6 protein-coding genes are annotated in these 6,173 nt (G+C 38.9%); 5 read left to right on the forward strand and 1 reads right to left on the reverse strand.

Features of this window, described 5'->3' with window-relative positions; genetic code table 11:
• The 5 genes from FQ204_RS09505 to recR all read left to right on the forward strand — a co-directional run.
• A partial coding sequence (locus FQ204_RS09505) for a LysM peptidoglycan-binding domain-containing protein (protein ID WP_144211002.1) occupies nt 1-720 on the forward strand: 720 nt, incomplete at its 5' end.
• Between the two features lie 460 nt (nt 721-1,180).
• On the forward strand, nt 1,181-1,642 hold the full coding sequence (locus FQ204_RS09510) for a Fur family transcriptional regulator (protein WP_144211004.1): 462 nt from the start codon (nt 1,181-1,183) through the stop codon (nt 1,640-1,642).
• Between the two features lie 140 nt (nt 1,643-1,782).
• A complete protein-coding gene (locus tag FQ204_RS09515; protein WP_144211006.1) occupies nt 1,783-2,475 on the forward strand; it encodes a phosphoglycerate mutase in 693 nt (230 codons plus the stop codon).
• 156 nt (nt 2,476-2,631) lie between these two features.
• A complete protein-coding gene (pbp2b, locus tag FQ204_RS09520) occupies nt 2,632-4,692 on the forward strand; it encodes a penicillin-binding protein PBP2B (RefSeq protein ID WP_186286773.1) in 2,061 nt (686 codons plus the stop codon).
• 10 nt (nt 4,693-4,702) lie between these two features.
• Nucleotides 4,703-5,299, forward strand: coding sequence for a recombination mediator RecR (gene recR / locus FQ204_RS09525; protein WP_144211010.1), 597 nt, complete (start codon nt 4,703-4,705; stop codon nt 5,297-5,299).
• 78 nt (nt 5,300-5,377) lie between these two features.
• On the opposite strand, the gene FQ204_RS09530 is transcribed toward recR, so the two are convergent.
• On the reverse strand, nt 5,378-6,173 hold a 796-nt coding region (locus FQ204_RS09530; protein WP_144211012.1), incomplete at its 5' end, for an IS30 family transposase.

Genomic DNA, 6,173 nt, shown 5'->3' on the forward strand with positions numbered 1-6,173 from the left:
TACAACTTTTTCCCGTCACTCCCAGGAATTGCTATCTTTCAATTTACGTCAACTTACATCACTGGTGGACTTGATGGTAATGTAGACTTGACAGGTATTACAGATAATGGTTATGGTCGTAAGAATACACCTAAAACACAAACGCCAGCGATTAAAGAGGGCGAAAAAGCTGATAACACACCGAAAAGCGATATTAAAGTCGGTGACACAGTCAAGGTTAATTTCTCGGCTACCAACTGGGCAACAGGCGAAGGAATCCCCGAATGGGTCAAGGGTCGGTCTTATCAAGTAACAGAAGTAAGCGGTGATAAAGTGTTGTTAGCTGGTATTAACTCTTGGATTTACAAGCGAAACGCAGAGATTATCTCTACTACCAATAGCCAACCTGCACAGGCTCCGACTATTCAAAGTTTTGGTTCATACACAGTCCAATCAGGAGACACGCTCTCTGGAATTGCCACTCAATATGGCACGACTTACCAACAGTTAGCAGTTCTGAATGGAATTAGCAACCCAAATTACATCTATGTAGGACAAGTTTTGAAAGTTTCAGGGCAAGGACAAGCAGCCCCTCAAAATGTGTCTTACCATACAGCACAATGGGGAGATACCCTCTCTGGCATGGCAGCTCAATATGGCACGACAGTAGAAAGTATCCAAGCACTAAATGGACTATCAAGCGACCTCATTTATGCAGGCGTAACTTATAGGATAAAATAAGATAAGTAGAGCCCTTTGGAAAATCCAGAGGGCTTTTTTTCGTGGCCGGAAAGTGGTATAATAGCGTAAAAGAAATCACAGGTTAATTTTTATGCCCCAAAGAATCCAGAAAGCCCTGTTGGGGCAAAACTGGGGCATAAGTCCAAAACTTACTCGGACTTATTAAATAAATTTAAATAGGTTTGCTATTTATAACTCCTTATATAAAAAGAATTTCTACTATATAAAATTAACGGAAAATATCAATATTGAAAAGATGCTGTTAAATAATTGAGATTAAAAAAGTCTGTTGTATCAACGTTTATTCGTTGTGCAACAGGCTTTTTCCGTGTTCAGGGGGTAAAAAAGGGGTAAAGTGATGTAGAAGTTTGTCATTTGTATTTGTTTACAATCATTCTAAATACGTATTCTCCTATTTTCGTGATATAATAAAGGAAAAATGATGATGAGTGAGTAGGAAATGAATTTACATCCTTATTTAGAAATCACAGACCAAAGTGATTATGAAAATATTATTCAACGATTAAAAGCCAAAGGTGTGCGTATTACAGAAACTCGAAAGGCAGTCATTGCTTATATGATTCGGACACATGAGCACCCAAGTGCTGAAAAGATTTATTCTGATTTATTGCCTGATTTTCCAAAGATGAGTCTAGCAACGGTTTATAACAATCTCAAAGTTTTGGTAGAGGAAGGTTTTGTGGAAGAAATCAAAATTAGTCATGATAAGACGACCTATTTTGATTTCATGGGGCATGAACATTTGAATGTTATTTGCGAAAAATGTGGTCGGATTGCGGACTTTGAAGATGTAGATATACCTGATTTAAAGCGTGAAGCGGAAGAACAAACGGGTTATAAAATCACAAAGACAACAGTTTTGATGTATGGGATTTGTTCGGATTGTTTGAAAAATGGCTAGGGTATTTATGTACACTACTTGAATAAAGAAAATTGTTAAAAATCGAATATTCTCCCGTTGGTACTGGATTTTTTTGAAAAAATTTTGTAAAATATAGGAGTAACTGTGAGACAGTTTTCAAAAATCAAAGGAGATATCTAATGGTAAAATTAGTTTTTGCTCGCCACGGTGAGTCTGAATGGAATAAAGCTAACCTCTTTACTGGTTGGGCTGATGTTGATTTGTCTGAAAAAGGGACGCAACAAGCTATTGATGCTGGTAAGTTGATTAAAGAAGCTGGTATTGAGTTTGACCAAGCTTATACATCTGTTTTGACACGCGCTATCAAAACAACAAATCTTGCCCTTGAAGCGGCAGGTCAACTTTGGGTGCCAGTTGAAAAATCATGGCGTTTGAATGAACGTCACTATGGTGGTTTGACAGGTCAAAACAAAGCTGAAGCAGCTGAAAAATGGGGTGACGAACAAGTTCATATTTGGCGTCGTTCTTATGATGTATTGCCACCAGCTATGGCGAAAGATGACCAATATTCAGCACATACTGACCGTCGTTATGCAAATCTTGATGACTCAGTTATTCCAGATGCAGAAAACTTGAAAGTAACCTTGGAACGTGCACTTCCATTCTGGGAAGATAAAATCGCTCCAGCTTTGAAAGATGGTAAAAACGTTTTTGTTGGTGCACATGGTAATTCTATCCGTGCTCTTGTAAAACACATTAAACAATTGTCAGATGATGAAATCATGGATGTGGAAATCCCTAACTTCCCACCACTTGTATTTGAATTTGATGATAAATTGAATCTGGTGAAAGAATACTATCTTGGAAAATAAGTCCAATAAAATATTAAGAGGCTCTGCGTAAGCAGGGCTTTTTAATATCATGCAAAGCTTTCATTTTTTAGCTGTGTTTTTTATCAATGTTTTCCATTTTCCTTGACTTCATTTCTTTGGATTTGTGGTACAATAAAAGATAGCATTTTGACTAGAATGAGAGAAACCATGTCTAAGAAAAAAAGAAAATTTGATAGTCATTCCATTCCACGACGCTTGAATTTATTATTTGGAATTGTGATTTTATTGTTTATGAGCTTGATTGTTCGTTTGGGCTATATGCAGGTTGTCCATAGAGATTTTTATACAAAGAAATTGGCGACAGCCAGTAAAACTAAACTGACAACCAGCTCTGTTCGCGGTCAGATTTATGATGCAAATGGAACACCTTTGGTTGAGAATACAACCAAACAAGTCGTGTCCTTTACACGTAGTAATAAAATGACAGCTGAAACGATTAAAAAAATTGCTCAAAAGTTGCTTCCGTTGGTTCCCATTTCCAATGCAGATGTTACTGAACGACAACAAATCGATTATTATTTAGCAGATAGCGAGATTTATAAGAAGGTCGTCAATCAATTGCCTAAAAATAAAAAATATGGCACAGATGGAAATCGTTTGGAAGAGTCAAAGATTTATAGAAATGCTGTTAAGAGTGTTGATGTGGCCAAATTAAACTATTCAGATGACGATAAAAAAGTTATTTATTTGTTTAGTCAAATGAATGCCATTGCAAATTTTGAGACGGGTAATATTCGTACAGATGATTTGTCAGCTGACCAAATTGCGACAATCGCCTCTAGCTCGAAAGAGCTATCTGGTATCAGCATTACCACCAGCTGGGATAGAAAAGTACTAGATACATCTTTAGCCTCTATCATTGGAAGTGTCTCAAGTGAAAAGGCAGGGCTGCCCGCAGAAGAAGTGGATGACTATTTGAAAAAAGGCTACTCACTCAATGACCGTGTCGGAACTAGCTATTTGGAAAAGCAATATGAATCCACTCTTCAGGGAAAACGTGCAGTCAAAGAAATCAATCTTGACAAAAACGGAAATATGGAGAGCGTGAAAAACATTTCCAATGGCAGTAAGGGGAATAATCTAAAATTAACAATGGATTTGACTTTCCAAAATGGTGTAGAAGATATTTTGAGAAAGTATTTCAGTGCTGAATTAGCGAGTGGTCATGCAACATATTCTGAGGGTGTTTATGCTGTTGCTATGAACCCTCAAACAGGTGCTATTTTAGCAATGGCGGGTCTGAAACACGACACCAATACAGGAGAATTAACAGCAGATTCTCTGGGAACCATTATGAATAACTTTGTGCCGGGCTCAGTCGTTAAAGGAGCTACTTTGACGGCGGGCTGGGAATCTGGAGCTATCACAGGAAACCAAGTTCTGACAGACCAACCAATCTCTTTTGGAGGCTCATCTGCGATTACTTCTTGGTTTACTCAGTATGGTGCTCGCCAAATTACGGCTTTAGAGGCACTAGAATATTCATCCAATACTTATATGGTTCAACTAGCTTTAAATATGATGGGAACGCCTTATACGCCCAATATGGTGATTGATTTGACGAATTTGGACTCCTCTATGGACAAATTGCGTAAAGCCTTTGCTCAATATGGCTTGGGAGCATCTACAGGAATTGATTTGCCAAGTGAATCAGAAGGCTACACACCTAAGAAATATACGTTTGCGAACTACTTAACCAATGCTTTTGGTCAGTTTGATAACTACACGCCTATGCAATTGGCGCAATATGCTGCAACGGTGGCTAATGGTGGCACTCGTATTGCACCACACTTAGTGGAAGGAATCTATGACAACAATGAAACAGGTGGTCTTGGAAAAATGATTGAAGCGAAATCTACCAAAGAATTGAATAAGGTGGACATTTCAAAAGACAACATGGATTTGATTCGACAAGGTTTCTACCAAGTAGTTCATGGAACAAGTGGCTTTACCACAGGGCGTACTTTGTCACAAGGTGAAGCAGTGCCAATCAGTGCGAAAACTGGTACGGCAGAAACCTTTGCAGGTGGTCAGGAAGCCATTAACACCAATGTAGTTGCCTATGCACCAAGTAACAATCCACAGATTGCAGTTGCAGTTGTGTTCCCACATAATACAGATTTGTCCTCAACTGTCAGCCATAGTATTACACGAGATATTATCAATCTCTATCATCAACAACATCCTATGACCTAGAAAGGTACCTATGCTTTATCCAACACCGATTGCAAAATTGATTGAGAGTTTTTCAAAATTACCAGGAATTGGTATAAAAACAGCAACACGTTTGGCGTTTTATACCATTGGTATGAGTGATGATGATGTCAATGAATTTGCGAAAAATTTACTTGCAGCAAAACGTGAGCTGACCTATTGTTCTATTTGTGGCAATTTAACAGATGATGATCCTTGTGCTATCTGTACCGATGAGACACGGGATCAGTCTACTATTTTGGTTGTAGAAGATAGTCGAGATGTTTCTGCTATGGAAAATATTCAAGAATATCATGGCTTGTACCATGTTTTGCAGGGATTGATTTCTCCTATGAATGGTGTTGGGCCTGATGACATCAATCTGAAAAGTTTGATTACACGGTTGATGGATAGTGAGGTGACCGAAGTAATCGTAGCGACCAATGCGACAGCAGATGGAGAAGCGACTTCCATGTATATTTCGAGGGTTTTAAAGCCAGCTGGTATCAAGGTTACGCGTCTGGCTCGTGGATTAGCAGTTGGGTCTGATATTGAATATGCAGACGAAGTAACCTTGCTTCGAGCTATAGAAAATCGTACAGAATTGTAAGAAAACGTAAGAAGAGCACTCGTTTATAGAACATGTGGCTCTTTTTTGATTGATAAATTGCAAGAATAAGTGCAACATTTACTCTAACTCATCCACTAGAGCTTCATAAGCAGTTCTGTAAGCTAAACATTTTCGTGGTCGGTGATTGATATCATATAAGGCCTTGTTCAAAGCCTCATCAGAGATAGCAGCTAAATCTGTTTTCTTTGGGAAATATTCTCTTAGTAAGCCATTTGCGTTTTCATTACTTCCTCTCTGCCAAGATGAATAGGCGTCCGCAAAGAAAAAGGAAATTCCTAAATTCTCTACTAGAGGATAGCAGGCGAACTCTTTTCCCCTGTCTGAAGTGAAGGTTTTAAGAGTCTCTTTTGGAAATAGCTTACAAAGTTGTTCGATGGCTGAAAACATGGCTTTGGCTGTTCTATCTGGTATCTTGAAGGCTAAGTAAAAACGAGTTTTTCGCTCTAGAAAAGTCGCTAAACACCCCTTGCTTTTGCCTCTGGAAGACACTACAGTATCAAGCTCCCAGTGGCCAAAAGTTTCACGATTCCGAACCTCTTTAGGACGTTTGGCAATCGGCGTGCCAATCCTAAATGTCCCACGTGTTTCTTTGGGTTGTCGAGTTCTTCCTTTACGACGGAGGACGCTTAAATCCAGATCAATCAAACCAGCATAGAGCCAGTTATAGATGGTTTTAAAAGCTACCATTGGCTTTTGTTCAAGCTGATAGCGCCCACAAATCTGTTCAGGCGACCAGGAGGATTTTAAACCGTTCTCAATTTCCTTTTTCAACTTTGGTGTTAAACAAGACTTCCGACCTTTTTGCTTAGCCCTGTGGTCGTACTGTTCCTGTGCTAAGACTCCAGGATAAGGC

This window comes from Streptococcus constellatus, from assembly GCF_902167705.1.
Taxonomy (GTDB): domain Bacteria; phylum Bacillota; class Bacilli; order Lactobacillales; family Streptococcaceae; genus Streptococcus; species Streptococcus constellatus_A.